This is a genomic window from Delftia sp. BGA-UO-ETr-SB1 (genome assembly GCF_059567865.1).
In genome coordinates this window covers 1,610,525-1,623,567 of record NZ_JCAQOW010000004.1, presented here as the reverse complement: position 1 = coordinate 1,623,567, position 13,043 = coordinate 1,610,525, and the positions used below count along the sequence as shown (strand labels likewise).

At 67.4% G+C, this 13,043-nt stretch carries 15 protein-coding genes; 4 read left to right on the top strand and 11 right to left on the bottom strand.

The genetic code is table 11. The features are described 5' to 3' along the window. Positions 1–16 precede the first annotated feature (16 nt). Entirely contained in the window at positions 17–1,240 is a 1,224-nt protein-coding gene (gene sstT / locus AC57B5_RS07955) for a serine/threonine transporter SstT (RefSeq protein ID WP_013802183.1), read from the bottom strand. Positions 1,241–1,457: 217 nt separating this feature from the next. Between sstT and rlmB the strand changes: the two genes are divergently transcribed. Next, on the top strand, positions 1,458–2,249 hold the full coding sequence (gene rlmB / locus AC57B5_RS07950; RefSeq protein WP_012205857.1) for a 23S rRNA (guanosine(2251)-2'-O)-methyltransferase RlmB: 792 nt from the start codon (positions 1,458–1,460) through the stop codon (positions 2,247–2,249). Here rlmB and AC57B5_RS07945 read toward each other — a convergent pair. From AC57B5_RS07945 to AC57B5_RS07925, 5 genes are all read right to left on the bottom strand, one after another. Then, a complete protein-coding gene (locus AC57B5_RS07945; RefSeq protein WP_034394298.1) occupies positions 2,246–2,647 on the bottom strand; it encodes a DUF1428 domain-containing protein in 402 nt (133 codons plus the stop codon). The two genes, rlmB and AC57B5_RS07945, sit on opposite strands and share 4 nt — an antisense overlap. A gap of 25 nt (positions 2,648–2,672) precedes the next feature. Continuing rightward, positions 2,673–3,149, bottom strand: a complete 477-nt coding sequence (locus AC57B5_RS07940) for an SRPBCC family protein (RefSeq protein WP_496399191.1) — start codon at positions 3,147–3,149, stop codon at positions 2,673–2,675. Between the two features lie 8 nt (positions 3,150–3,157). Continuing rightward, on the bottom strand, positions 3,158–3,541 hold the full coding sequence (locus AC57B5_RS07935) for a VOC family protein (protein WP_013802186.1): 384 nt from the start codon (positions 3,539–3,541) through the stop codon (positions 3,158–3,160). Between the two features lie 47 nt (positions 3,542–3,588). Next, the gene (locus AC57B5_RS07930; RefSeq protein WP_034394280.1) at positions 3,589–4,011 is read right to left on the bottom strand and encodes a VOC family protein; all 423 of its coding nucleotides are present in this window, start codon (positions 4,009–4,011) and stop codon (positions 3,589–3,591) included. A 67-nt stretch (positions 4,012–4,078) separates the two neighbouring features. Continuing rightward, entirely contained in the window at positions 4,079–4,582 is a 504-nt protein-coding gene (locus AC57B5_RS07925) for a VOC family protein (protein ID WP_013802188.1), read from the bottom strand. A 224-nt stretch (positions 4,583–4,806) separates the two neighbouring features. Here AC57B5_RS07925 and AC57B5_RS07920 point away from each other — a divergent pair, with 224 nt between their 5' ends. After that, the gene (locus tag AC57B5_RS07920; protein ID WP_202758923.1) at positions 4,807–5,445 is read left to right on the top strand and encodes a TetR/AcrR family transcriptional regulator; all 639 of its coding nucleotides are present in this window, start codon (positions 4,807–4,809) and stop codon (positions 5,443–5,445) included. Further along, positions 5,445–6,290, top strand: a complete 846-nt coding sequence (locus AC57B5_RS07915; RefSeq protein ID WP_496399190.1) for an SIR2 family NAD-dependent protein deacylase — start codon at positions 5,445–5,447, stop codon at positions 6,288–6,290. Before AC57B5_RS07920 ends, AC57B5_RS07915 begins: the two co-directional genes overlap by 1 nt. A 44-nt stretch (positions 6,291–6,334) precedes the next feature. Here the strand turns inward: AC57B5_RS07915 and AC57B5_RS07910 are convergent, their stop codons facing one another. Genes AC57B5_RS07910 through AC57B5_RS07900 form a run of 3 tightly spaced genes read right to left on the bottom strand, consistent with a single transcriptional unit; the run spans position 6,335 to position 8,578 of the window. Next, entirely contained in the window at positions 6,335–7,315 is a 981-nt protein-coding gene (locus AC57B5_RS07910) for an aldo/keto reductase (protein WP_202758924.1), read from the bottom strand. A 46-nt stretch (positions 7,316–7,361) separates the two neighbouring features. Further along, on the bottom strand, positions 7,362–7,970 hold the full coding sequence (locus tag AC57B5_RS07905; protein WP_096916451.1) for a chromate transporter: 609 nt from the start codon (positions 7,968–7,970) through the stop codon (positions 7,362–7,364). Further along, positions 7,967–8,578 (bottom strand): chromate transporter, encoded by a 612-nt coding sequence (locus tag AC57B5_RS07900; RefSeq protein ID WP_496399189.1) that lies wholly within the window; start codon positions 8,576–8,578, stop codon positions 7,967–7,969. Before AC57B5_RS07900 ends, AC57B5_RS07905 begins: the two co-directional genes overlap by 4 nt. Before the next feature lie 285 nt (positions 8,579–8,863). On the opposite strand from AC57B5_RS07900, the gene AC57B5_RS07895 reads away from it, so the two are divergent. Beyond that, positions 8,864–10,684: an ABC transporter ATP-binding protein/permease gene (locus AC57B5_RS07895; protein WP_496399188.1), complete on the top strand. Its 1,821-nt coding sequence runs from the start codon at positions 8,864–8,866 to the stop codon at positions 10,682–10,684. Between the two features lie 28 nt (positions 10,685–10,712). On the opposite strand, the gene AC57B5_RS07890 is transcribed toward AC57B5_RS07895, so the two are convergent. Both AC57B5_RS07890 and AC57B5_RS07885 read right to left on the bottom strand, forming a co-directional pair. Continuing rightward, positions 10,713–12,137, bottom strand: a complete 1,425-nt coding sequence (locus tag AC57B5_RS07890) for a dihydrolipoyl dehydrogenase (protein WP_496399187.1) — start codon at positions 12,135–12,137, stop codon at positions 10,713–10,715. 224 nt (positions 12,138–12,361) lie between these two features. Beyond that, positions 12,362–12,856, bottom strand: coding sequence for a hypothetical protein (locus tag AC57B5_RS07885; protein ID WP_199960358.1), 495 nt, complete (start codon positions 12,854–12,856; stop codon positions 12,362–12,364). Positions 12,857–13,043: the final 187 nt, after the last annotated feature.

The window sequence follows — 13,043 nt, the reverse complement described above, 5'->3', positions numbered from 1 at the left end:
CAGCAAGGGGTGGCGCTCAGGCCGCCACGGCCTCACGGCGCCCGGCTGCCTCGCAGGCAGCTGCCGTGAAGATCACGTCGGTCGAGGAGTTCAGCGCGGTTTCGGCCGAGTCCTGGATCACGCCGATCACAAAGCCCACGCCCACCACCTGCATGGCCAGATCGTTGGAGATGCCGAACAGGCTGCAGGCCAGCGGAATCAGCAGCAGCGAGCCGCCGGCCACGCCCGAGGCGCCGCAGGCGCAGACCGCGGACACCACGCACAGCAAGATGGCGGTCAGCAGATCGACCTCGATGCCCAGCGTATGGGCCGCAGCCAGCGAGAGCACGCTGATGGTGACGGCGGCGCCGGCCATGTTGATGGTGGCGCCCAGCGGGATGGAGACGCTGTAGGTGTCCTCATCCAGGCCCAGGCGCTTGGCCAGCGCCAGGTTCACGGGGATGTTGGCGGCTGAGCTGCGCGTGAAGAAGGCCGTCACCGCGCTCTCGCGCAGGCAGGTCAGCACCAGCGGATAGGGGTTGCGGCGCGTCTGTGTCCAGACGATGAGCGGGTTCACCACCAGGGCCACGAAGAGCATGCAGCCCAGCAGCACGGCCAGCAGGTGCGCGTAGTCCAGCAGCTTTTCCAGGCCCGACTGGGCAAAGGTGCCCGCCACCAGGCCGAAGATGCCCAGCGGCGCCAGCCGGATCACACCCTGGATCACGCGGGTGATGGCCTGGCCCAGGTCCTGCATCACGGTGCGCGTGGACTCCGAGGCATGGCGCAGGGCCATGCCCATGGCCAGTGCCCAGGCGAGGATGCCGATGTAGTTGGCATTCATCAGCGCACGCACGGGGTTGTCGAAGGCGCTTTGCACCAGGGCCATCAGTACTTCGCCAATGCGCCCGGGCGCGCCCTGGGCCGGGGCGGCATCCTTGAACTGGATGGTGGAAGGGAAGGCCATGCTGGCCGCCACGGCGACCACGGCCGCCGCAAAGGTGCCCAGCACATACAGCCACAGGATGGGGCGGATCTGCGTGGCCTGGCCAGGCCGGTGGTTGCTGGTGGCCGAGACCACCAGCAGCAGCACCAGCACGGGCGCCACGGCCTTGAGGGCGGAGATGAACAGCGTGCCCAGCAGGGACACGGACTGGGCGGCCTCGGGCCAGAGCCAGGCCAGCAGGCCGCCAGCGACCAGGCTGATGGCGATCTGGCCGACCAGGCTGGTGCGGGCAAGCCGGGCGAAGAGGGCTTTGAGCATGATGGTTGGCAAAGAAAAGGAAAAAACTCAAGCGATGGAAAAATGCAAAGCGGCATGCCCGTGGCTACGGTGCATGCCGCAATGTGCAGGGCTGCTGGAAGGCGGCCAAGCCGCGCAGTGTAGCGGCTACGTAAAAACCACAGGAGCCGTTGCGCGCAGACGGGCTTCGCAAGGCGGGGCCCGGGGCACCGCTCAATTGGCGGGATAATTACGCCCCATGTCGTCCCCCAAAGTTCTCTTCGGCTTCCACGCCGTCGGCGTGCGCATGAAGACCGCGCCCCAATCCATCATCGAGGTCTACTACGAGGCCACGCGCCGCGATGCGCGCATGCGCCAGTTCCTCGACCGCGCCAAGTCGGCCGGCGTCCGGCTGATCGAGGCCGACGGTGAACGCCTTGCCAAGCTGGCCGGCAGCCACGGCCACCAGGGCGTGGCCGCTCGCGTGGAGGCGGTGGCCCAGGTGCATTCGCTGGACGAATTGCTGGAGCAGCTGGAGGCAGACGGCATCAGCAAGCCGCTGCTGCTGGTGCTGGATGGCGTGACCGATCCGCACAACCTGGGGGCCTGCCTGCGCGTGGCCGATGGCGCCGGCGCCCATGCGGTGATTGCGCCCAAGGACCATGCGGTAGGCGTGAACGCCACCGTGGCCAAGGTGGCCAGCGGCGCGGCCGAGACCGTGCCCTATTTCATGGTCACCAACCTGGCGCGCACGCTCAATGAGCTCAAGGAGCGCGACATCTGGATCATCGGCACCAGCGACGATGCGCCCAAGACCCTGTACGAGGTGGACCTCACGGGCCCCACGGCCCTGGTGCTGGGCGCCGAAGGCGACGGCATGCGCCAGCTCACGCGCAAGACCTGCGACGAGCTGATCGGCATCCCCATGATGGGTGCCGTCTCCAGCCTCAACGTGTCCGTGGCCAGCGGCGTGTGCCTGTACGAAGCGCTGCGCCAGCGCGGCCAGGGCACCACGCCTGCCGTGTCTGCCGCCCCGGCTGACCAGATCTAGGCCGGCGCGCCGCTGGCGCCCGCACTTGCACCCTCGCCCGTGCCCAGTTCCACCACGCTCTCGAAGCCGCCCCAGAACATGCGCTTGGCGTCGAAGGGCATGGTGGCCGGGTCCATGGAGGCAATGCGCGGGTCCTTCATGACGGCGGCATTGATGCGATCGCGCTCCGCGCGCGACGCATAGATGATCCATGAGAAGAACACGATCTCGCCTTCCTTGAGCTGCACGGCCTGTGGAAACGAGGTCAGCTTGCCCATGGGCACGTCATCGCCCGCGCATTCCCAGTACTGCAGCGCGCCGTATTCCATCCATACCTTGCCTGCGGCCTGCGCCACCTCGCGGTAGGCCTGCAGGTTGGCCCGGGGAACGGGCAGCACGAATCCGTCGATGTAGTGCATGGCTCTCTCCTGGTGAAATCCGGCTTCAGAGCCGGGCTGCGAGCTCGGCCAGCTGGTCAGTGCACTGGCCCCAGCCGGTGTGAAAACCCATGGCTTCGTGCTGGGCGCGGTCGGCAGCACTCCAATGGCGCACCCGGGCGGTATAGCGGGTCTGGGCGCCCTCGGGATCGAAGCTGACGATGCCCGTCATGAAGGGCTTGTCGGCAGGCACCCAGCCTTGGGTGTATGCGTCGGTGAAGACCAGGCGGCGGTTGGGAATGACTTCCAGATAGACGCCGCGCCCGGGCATCTCCTGGCCTTCAGGGCTGCGCATGACGATGAGGCTGTGGCCGCCGGGCCGCACATCGTTGTCCACGCGGGACACGCTCCAGGGGCTGGGCGCAAACCATTGCTGGATCAGCGCGGGTTCGGTCCAGCAGCGGTAGAGCCTGTCGGCGGGAATGTCCAGCAGGCGCGTGAGCACCAGGTCGTTGGCGTGTTCGGGAAGGTCTTGTGCTGTCATGGCGCTTCTCATTGCATGGAATGCAGGCCGATTCGGTTGCCCTCTGTGTCCACCACGACGGCGCAGTGCCCGTGGGGGCCTATGGAGAATTTGGCCTGCTCGATGCGCCCGCCTGCGGCCTCGACGCGGCCCTGTTCGATGGCGCAGTCCTCGCAGCCGAAATAGACCAGGGTGCCGCCGCCGCCGGAAGGTGCGCCGTCCATCCGCACCAGCATTCCGCCCGCGCCGGGGCCTGTCATGTCCATCGGAAAGGACAGCATCTCCTGGCTGTCGGAGCCATCGGGCGCGGGCAGATGCTCCAGCTTGCCCTGGAAGACGGTTTCATAGAACCGGCGCGCACGCGCCATGTCCTGCACATGGATCTCGAACCAGACGACGGGATTGGCGTTCATGAAGACTCCTTCTTGGGTGACAGAGGCAATGTGTCGGCCGGCCTTGTTCAGGCCTCGCCCTTGACGTTGACCATCCAGGGTGTGTTGAAGCGGTCCGTCACCATGCCAAAGCCCGGTGACCAGAACGTGGCCTGGAAGGGCATGGTCACCTTGCCGCCTTCGGCCAGCGCGTTGAAGATGCGGCCGCCTTCGGTGGCGTCGTCCACGCCGATCGAGATCCACATGCCCTGGGCCTGCTGGTAGCCACCGCCACCGCAGTTGTCGGTGGCGTCCGAGGCCATGAGCGCCTGGTCCTTGATCTGCAGGTGGGCATGCATGATGAGCCCCTTGGCGGAATCGGGCATCTGCTCCATGCCCGGTGTCTCGCCAAAGGTGCTCTGGTGCACGATGGTGCCGCCGAACAGCCTGGCGTAGAAGGCAAAGGCCTCGGCGCAGTTGCCGTTGAAGTTCAGATAGGGGATGAATTGCATGGAACGCTCCTGAAGTGGATGGGGCGAGGGGAGGGGGAGAGGAGTGGGGGGATGGGCGCAGGAGGCCTCAGCGGCCGTCATGCGCGCGCTCAAGAGCGGCGATGTCCAGCTTTTGCATGCCCAGCAGGGCCTGCATCACGCGCTGGGCGGCGGCCATGTCGGGGCCCCCCATCCAGCCCGCCATCTGGGCCGGAACGATTTGCCACGACAGGCCATGGCGGTCCTTGAGCCAGCCGCATTGACGCGCCGCCGGGTCGCCGCCCTCGGACAGTGCGCCCCAGTAGTGGTCTATCTCGTCCTGCGTATCGCAACTGACCATCAGCGAGACGGCCTCGTTGAAGCGGAACATCGGGCCGCCGTTGAGCGCCAGAAAGGGCTGGCCGTCCAGCTCGAACTGCACCGTCATCACGCTGCCCGCCGGCCTGCCGTGGATGTCGTGGCCGGCTTCGCCATAGCGGGCAATGGCCGTGATGCGGGAATCGGGAAAGACTTCCGTATAAAAGCGCGCCGCCTGCTCGCCCTGGTTGTCAAACCAGAGGCAGGGCTGGATGCGGCCGGTGTGCAAAGCCATGCTTGTCTCCTTGGTGACGGTGAAAACCGTTTTTGCCGTTCGATGCCGGCTTTTTATCGATTTCTGCCCGGCGTGTGTACGCCGTTCACATATGCTAGGGACTAAAATGGACGCTGTCCACATCAGGCGCTGTCAGCTTCGGTGTCAAGCTGTAAATCGGCGGGGCAGGGCTGTCGTCCCTTGCGTGTGACGTGGTCATGCAGAAAGAAAAAGGAACTAAAACAGTGACGCAGCGACGTGTCAGGCGTGAGTCATACCACCATGGCGACCTGCGCCAGGCCCTGGTCGAGGCTGGCCTGGCACTGGCGCGTGAAGGTGGTCCCCAGGCCATCGTGCTGCGCGAGGCCACGCGCCGGGCGGGCGTGGCGCCGAATGCCGCCTATCGCCACTTTGCCAATCGCCAGGCCTTGTTTGATGCCGTGCGCGCCGCCGCCCTGGGCGCACTGGCCACAGCCATCGAGGCCGAAATGGCCCTGGCCCACACCCTGCCCGATGTGCTGCAGCGCTCACGCGCCTTGCTGGCTGCCGTGGGCCGGGGCTACCTGGGCTTTGCCCAGACGGAGACCGGCTGGTTCCGCACGGCCTTTGCCTCCGTCGAGTACGACGTGGACCTGCCGCCCGACACCACGCGTGCGGCGGCCATGGGCCTGAACCCGTTCGAGCTGCTGGGCTACGCGCTGGACAGCATGGCCGAGGCCGGCGTGCTGCCGCCCGAGCGCCGTCCCCAGGCCGAGTTCCTGGCCTGGTCGGCCGTGCACGGCATGGCCTTGCTGGTGATCGACGGCCCGCTGCGCCGTGCCACACCCGAGCAGCGGCGTGCGCTGGCGCTGCGCCTGCTGGAGATGGTGGAAAAAGGCATTTGATGCGCCCTGGGGCGGCGCTGCCGCACAATGGCCTGCTTTTTTTCCTTCGCCCTCCGATGCCCGACGAACCTTCCCCCACTTCGCTGCCTGCGGCTGCCGCCGAACTGCCCGGCCAGGGTGAGCTGCACGAGCTGCGCGAGCGCATCGCGCATGCAGCGCACATCGCCGTGCTCACGGGCGCAGGCGTCAGTGCCGAGTCCGGCGTGCCCACGTTCCGCGATGACAAGAACAGCTACTGGGCGCAGTTCAACCCGCAGGACATGGCCAGCGAGGCGGGCTTTCGCGCCCATCCGCAGCGCGTGTGGCAGTGGTATGCGCACCGGCGCGAGGCCGTGGCGGCAGTGCAGCCCAATGCAGGCCACCATGTGCTGGCGCAGTGGGCCTTGCAGCACCCGGGCCGCATGACCCTGGTCACGCAGAACGTGGATGGCCTGCACCAGCGCGCGGGCAGCCCCGGCGTGCTGTGCCTGCATGGCGAGTTGATGCGCGACCGTTGGCTCGAGCGGCCCCGCGCCTGCTGCGACCTGGCAGGGCTGAACCCTGGCGAGCCTCCGCAGTGCCCTGTTTGCGGCAACCTGGTGCGCCCGGGCGTGGTCTGGTTCGGCGAGTCCCTGCCCATGGGCGTATGGCAGGCCGCCGAGGCTGCCGTGCAGCGCTGCGAGGTGCTGCTGGTGGTCGGCACCTCGGGCGCCGTGTATCCGGCAGCGGGGCTGGCCCGAATCGCGCGCCGGGCAGGCGCGCACGTGGCCGTCATCAATCCGGCGCCTTCCGAGCTGGATGACGCAGCGCACCAGTGCCTGCGCGGCCCATCGGCCCAGATCCTGCCCGCGCTGCTGGCGGGCTGAGAGGCCCCGGGCCAGGGCGGGCAGGCTGCCCTGGCCTGCGCAGGTCAGTCCCTTGCGCCTTCTTCCTGACTGGCCTGGTTGAGCTCGGCCACGTCCTGAGCCGACAGCTGCAGGCGCGTGGCCTGCACCAGTTGCTGCAACTGGGCCAGCGAGGTCGCGCTTGCGATGGGAGAGGTCACAAACGGGCGCTGCATCTGCCAGGCCAGGGCCACGCACGCGGGCTGGCTGTTCAGGCGCGCGGCCACGGCGTCCAGGGCCTGCACAATGCGCAGGCCGCGCGGGTTCAGGTAGGTGGCCACGGTCTTGCCGCCGCGCGCACTCTTGGCTGCGTCTTCGCTGCTGCGGTACTTGCCCGTCAGAAAACCTGCTGCCAGCGCATAGAAGTTGATGATGCCCACCTGCTCGGCCGCGCACAGCGGCGCCAGATCGCGCTCCAGCACGGCGCGGTCGTACAGGTTGTACAGCGGCTGCAGGCTCTCGTAGCGCGGCAGGCCCAGCTCGGCGCTGGTGCGCAGGGCCTCGGCCAGGCGCGGCGCGCTGTGGTTGGAGGCGCCGATGGCCCGCACCTTGCCTGCGGCGATCAGGTCTGCAAAGGCGCCCAGGGTATCGGCCAGCGGCACGCTGGCGTCGTCGTCATGCGACTGGTACAGGTCGATGTAGTCCGTCTGCAGGCGCTGCAGCGAGGCATCCACGGCCTGGCGGATGTACTCGGGGCGCAGGCCCACCCGGCCCTCGCCCATGTCCTTGCCGACCTTGGTGGCCAGCACGATGTCGGCGCGCCGTCCGCTGCGCTTGAGCCATTTGCCGATCACGGTCTCCGACTCGCCGCCCGCATGGCCCGGCGCCCAGCGCGAGTACACGTCTGCCGTGTCGATGAAGTTCATGCCGGCATCCAGCCAGGCGTCGAGCAGCGAGAACGACGTGGCCTCGTCCACGGTCCAGCCGAAGACATTGCCGCCAAAGCACAGCGGCGAGACCTGCAGGCCGCTGCGGCCCAGGGAACGAAGGGAAGGGGCTTGCGCCATGTACGGCTCCTTTTGACGAAAAAACCAGGGTAGTCCTCAGGACCTCTCAGATCCAGCCCAGCGCACCCAGCAGCGCGCCCGCGCCCAGCAGCCACAGCAGGTGGATGCGCGTGCGCCACACCAGCAGGGCGCAGGCCAGGGTCAGCAGCCACAGGCGCCAGTCCTGGGCCGGGCGGCCGCTGGCGCTGCCCAGCAGCCAGCCCGTGGCCAGCAGCAGCCCGATGACCAGCGGCCCCATGCCCTGCTTGAAGGCACGCACGCCGCGCCGGTTCTTGTTGCGCTGGCCCCAGCGCGAGGCCTGCCAGGCCAGCACGGAGCTGGGCAGCAGGATGCCGACCATGCAGATGGTCACGCCCAGCGCGCCAAAGGTCCATGCCAGCGGCCCGGTGCCCCCGCCCGCGTTCAGGCCCAGGTTCCAGCCCAGCAGGGCGATGAAGAGCACATTGGGCCCGGGCGCCGCCTGGGCGATGGCGATGGAGCTGCTGAACTGCGCCTCGCTGAGCCAGCCGTGGCCATCGACCAGGAAGCGGTGCATGTCAGGCGCCGTGGCAATGGCGCCGCCCACGGCCATCAGCGACAGCGTCAGGAAATACAGCAGCAACTGCAGCCAGTCGGCGGGCTGCAGGTTCAGGGCGATCTGATGGGCGGCGTTCATGGGGCGAGCTTTCTCCAGGTCAGCACGCAGCCGGCACCGCCGACCACCAGCAGCACCCAGGCCAGCGGCACGCGCAGCACGGCCATGGCAATGAACGAGGCCAGCGCCAGGGCCGCGCTGCACCAACGCCCCAGCGGGTGGCGGCTCAGCGTGCTCGTCAGCTTCAGCCCCATGCCCGCCACCAGGCCGGCCGCGACGGCGCCCATGCCGCGCAGCGCCCCGGCCATGGCGGGGTGGTCGGCCAGCTGCGAATAGATCACGGTCAGCGTCAGCACCAGCAGCATGGGAAAGCACAGCATCCCGCACACGGCGACCACGGCGCCACGCCAGCCGAAGTAGCGCTCGCCAATGGTGATGGACAGGTTGACCACATTGGGCCCGGGCATGATCTGGGCCACGGCCCAGTCCTCCACGAACTCGTCGTTGGTCAGCCAGCGCTTTTTTTCGACCAGCTCGCGCTGCACCACGGCCAGCACGCCGCCAAAGCCCTGCAGGGCCAGCCAGGTGAAGGACCAGAACAGGTCGCGCAGGTTGGCCGGGGCGGGGCGCTGGGCAGGCACATCGGCGGGGTCGTGTGGCGGGTGGGCCTGGGGCGGCGATGCGGGCATGTTCTGGCTTGTATCTGGGCCGCCCGGGCAGGGCCCGGGGACGGCATCGCTGTTGTCATGGGGTGGAACCGTGCGGGCCGGTCCTGTCTCCGTGCCTGCCTCGGGGTGGCACGCACGGAATATTAATCCTGCGCAGCGGCCTCGTCGGCAGCGGCCCCATCGGCAACGGCGATGGGGGCATTGCAAGCGCAGATGGCTTGCTGCCGGCATGCACCCGGGCCTGCCCGCCGGCCTGCCTGAACAGGAGTAGATTCTCTCCACCCACACAACCCGAGGATCTCCGGCATGGACATGGATTGGAGCAAGGCGCTGCAGGAAAGCCTGGTCTGGCTGGCGGCGGCCTCAGTGATCACCGTCGTGGCTTTCGCGGCCGTGGCGCTGCTGGTGGTGCGATTCACCCGCTGGGGTCGGCAGTTCTGGCAGCTGGCCGGCCCGTTCCTGCACCCCAGAAACAGCTGGTGGCCGCTGCTGGTGTTCACGCTGCTGCTGGTGCTGGCCCTGGTCTCGGTGCGCATGAACGTGCTGTTTTCCTACTGGTACAACGGGTTCTACAGCGCGCTGCAGGAACTGGACCAGAAGGGCTTTTGGCGATTCCTGGGCATCTTCGCGGTGCTGGCCACCATCCATGTGATGCGCGAGCTGTTCAATTACTACGTGAACCAGGCGTTCCGCATCCGCTGGCGGGTCTGGCTCAATGAGCGCGTGACCACCGACTGGATGCGCGGCGATGCCTACTACCGCAGCCACTTCCTGGACGAGCCGGTGGACAACCCCGACCAGCGCATCGAGCTGGATGTGAACACCTTTGTCTCGAACTCGCTGACCCTGGCGCTGGGCGCCGTCAGCGCCGTGGTCTCGCTGGTGGCGTTCACGGGCATTCTCTGGGGGCTGTCCGCGCCCATTGCCGTGGCGGGCGTGGAGGTTCCGCGGGCCATGGTCTTTGCGGTCTACGTCTATGTGATCATCGCCACGCTGATCGCCTTTCGCCTGGGCCAGCCGCTGATCCGGCTGAACTTCCTGAATGAGAGGCTGACCGCCAACTTCCGCTATGCCCTGGTGCGCGTGCGCGAATACGCGGAGAACATCGCCTTCTACCAGGGCGCGGCCATCGAGCGCAACACGCTTTTGACGCGATTCTCGGCGTTGATCGCCAATGTCTGGGCCCTGGTCTACCGCAGCCTGAAGTTCGACGGCTTCAACCTCACCGTCAACCAGGTGGCCGTGGTCTTTCCCTTTCTGCTGCAGGCGCCGCGCTTTTTCAGCGGTGCCATCAAGCTCGGTGATGTGATGCAGACCTCGCAGGCCTTTGGGCAGGTGCAGGATGCGCTGTCATTTTTCCGAACCTCGTACGACACCTTCGCCCAGTACCGCGCTGCGCTGGACCGCCTGTGCGGCTTTCTGGATGCCAATGCCCAGACCCGCGAACTGCCCCAGGTCGTCCACAAAGAGCAACCCGGCGCCCTGGACATCGAGGGTCTGCAGGTCAGCCGCCCTGATGGCCACCACCTGCTCAGCGGCCTGCAACTGAAGCTCATTCCCGGCCAGGCGTTGCTGATCAAGGGGCCTTCGGGCAGCGGCAAGACCACCTTGCTGCGGTCCATTGCCGGCCTGTGGCCGCACGCCGAAGGCACGGTGGGCCGCCCGGGCGGCCACCAGGCGCTGTTCCTGTCTCAGCGTCCGTATCTGCCCCTGGGTGACCTGCGCACGGCCATTGCCTATCCCGCCGATGCATCGCCGCAGGACGACGAGCGGCTGCAGCAGGCGCTGCGCCAGGTCAGCCTGGCCCACCTGGCCGACAAGCTGGATGTCAACCAGGATTGGTCCCGCATCCTGTCGATTGGCGAGCAGCAGCGCCTGGCCTTTGCCCGCGTGCTGTTCAACCGGCCCGCCATCGTCTTTCTCGATGAATCCACCTCGGCCATGGACGAGGGCCTGGAGCATGCGCTGTACAACCTGCTGCGCGAGCAGATGCGCTCGACCATGCTGGTGAGCGTGGGCCACCGCAGCACGCTGGCGGGTTTCCATACCCACGCGCTGGCGGTCGATGGCAATGGCGGCTGGACGCTGTCGGAAGGAAGCGCACCGCAGAGCGCGCCCCGGGCTTGATCCGCGTGCGGCCCTGGGCCGCGCGCGATCAATCGTCCATGGGCAAGGGATCGCAGTTGCCCAGGTCGGAGGGCGGCGGCTCGCGCAACTGGCTTACCGCGTCGCGCAGGGCGGTGCGCAGGCCCTCTTCCAGCACGGGGTGGTAGAAGGGCGCACGCAGCAGCTCGTGCACGGTTAGTTGCTGCTGCACGGCCAGGGCCAGCAGATGGGCCAGATGCTCGCCGCCCGGTGCGCACATTTCCGCGCCCAGCAGCAGGCCGCTGGCCGGGTCCGCATAGACGTGAAGCAGGCCCGCGTTGCGCTGCGCAGCACGGGCGCGTCCCTGGTGCGCAAAGTCCACACGGCCCACCACAAAGTCCTGACCCAGCAGCGCCTTCATGGGCTGGCCCACGACGGCTGCCTGGGGCGAGCTGAAGACGATGGACAGCGGCGTGCGCCGCTCGAAGCAGGCCACGTTCTCTGCCATGGCATTGGTGCCCGCGATATGGCCTTCGTCCACGGCCTCATGCAACAAGGGGCGGTCGCCATTGGCATCGCCCGCGAGGAACAGCGGCAGCTCGCCGACCTGCAGTGTCTCGCGGCTCACGGGCGGCTGCCCATGCTCGTCCAGCTCAAGCCCCAGCGTCTCCAGCCCCAGGCCTTCGAGCTGCGGGCGCCGACCCATGGCGGCCACCACGTGGTCCACGACAATGCGGGTGTCGCCTGCACGCACGACGATGCTGCTGTCCGGGCCCTTGCTCAACTGCACTTCATGGTCGGTGATCACCGTCATCTCTTTCTCAAGCAGATGCCGCAATGCATCGGTAACGTTCGGATCGGACAATCCCGCCAGCTTCGGGCCGCGTCCCAGTGCGGTGACCTCCAGTCCCAGCCGTGCCAGCGCCTGTGCAATCTCCACGCCCAGCGGACCCAGGCCGACGACGGCCACGCGCGGGCCCAGCGTCTTGCGTTCGAACAAGGTGTCCGTGGTCAGGATGCGCTTGCCAAAGCGCTTCCATTCCTCGGGCACCACGGGGCTGGAGCCCGGAGCGAGGATGAGCTTGCGCGCAGCCAGCACCTTGCCGTTGACCTCGATCCGATTGGCTGCCAGCAGCCTGGCACGCCCGTCGATGGCCCGCCAGCCCAGGCCCTCCGTGGCCTTGATCGTGCTTGCCACGAACTCGTCTCGCAGCTTGCGCACGCGGCGCAAAACGGCGGGCAGGTCCAGCTGCAGCCCGCTCGCGCCGCGTATGCCGAAGGTATCGAAGTGATGGCGCGCATGGAAGGCGTTGGCCGCCTCGATCAGGAGCTTGGACGGCATGCATCCCACCCGCGCACAGGTCGTTCCCCAGGGCCCGTCGTTGACGATGGCGAAATGCTCCGTGTGCTTGCGCACCTCGCGCAATGCCGACAGTCCGGCCGAGCCGGCACCGACGATGATCACGTCGAGGGCGGTGGTGGGTGGGTTTTTCATGCTGTCTGATTCCTTTGACTGTGGCACCAGGTCCCGAGGAGGTATCCGCTGCCGGTGGATGTGCCGAAAGGTGTGCCGACGGGAGTGCCGACAGATGGTCGAGATGACTGCCTCGCCTGCCATGGGACATGCGTGCCAGTCTGCATGCTGGCGCTCGCGGCAGTCGTAGGCGAAGGGCCGAAACCGCTGCTGGACATTCAGGCCCGGCCCGTGCCGCGCAGGGGCTAGCCGGATGCCCAGTGTTGCCATGCCGCGTCCGTGCGGCTGCCTGATGCGCCGAAATCCGCTTCCCGCGCAAAGCGCCTGAGGGATGTCTCGGTAACCCTCAAATGGCTGACACGGCACAAGCGGCTTTGTGCCGTCTGCAGCCAGCGGCGCAGGGACCAATCAAGCTGCGCCACCACCCCGCCGTGCACCTGTGCGCTGTGCAGGCGCAGGCGGCCATCGAGGATGAAGGCCTTCACCGTCCGGGCGGACAACTGCAGGTCCTCGCAGACCTGCCGCAGCCCGACGCCCTCGCGGACCCGGGTGCTCAGGCCGCGCCTGTGCATCTGGCAGCGAACGGAGCGCTCGCTGCGGTTCAGCCGGCGGCAGATCACCTGCACGGGCAGGACGCCGGCCCAGCGTTCGAGTGCAAGCAGTTCTGCGGGACTCCAGCGGCGGCGAATTGCGCCATTCGGCCATGCGCTGTCGGATGTCAGGCAGTGTTTGATTGCCATGGAAAGCTCCCATTCATATGGCGCTGCGCTGTGGCATGGCCTGAATCCCGGATGCCGATGAGACAATTATTGATGGGGGATTCTTTTGCAAGCTTTTGATTTTGTTGATTGTTTTTGTTGTTTTGATTGCTGCTCGGATGGACGGCTCCATACCGCGATGCCTATCGTGGAGCCGGGACGCGGATCA